1 protein-coding gene is annotated in these 232 nt (G+C 51.7%); it reads left to right on the forward strand.

From position 1 onward, the window contains the following. Positions 1-232: hypothetical protein (locus DAHG_RS21340; RefSeq protein WP_034456225.1), on the forward strand; the 232-nt coding region annotated here is incomplete at both ends.

The raw sequence follows: 232 nt of genomic DNA on the forward strand, positions 1-232 counted from the left end.
GGTGATCGACGCGACACAGAAAACGATCCTCGTGACGGTTCCATTACTGCACGATAAACGTTCCTTAGTAGCACGATATACGCTGAGCGGCGAAGGCAAAGTCAACGTCGGCGGCATCGAACAGCAAAGCGGCGTCAGCGTGAACGATTACCAGGAGGCAGTAGCTTACGAAGTGATCGATCCGGAAGGCAGTCATACCCTCTATACGGTACTGGTATTGAATGAGACGATT

The organism is Dielma fastidiosa, assembly GCF_000313565.1.
GTDB lineage: Bacteria > Bacillota_I > Bacilli_A > Erysipelotrichales > Erysipelotrichaceae > Dielma > Dielma fastidiosa.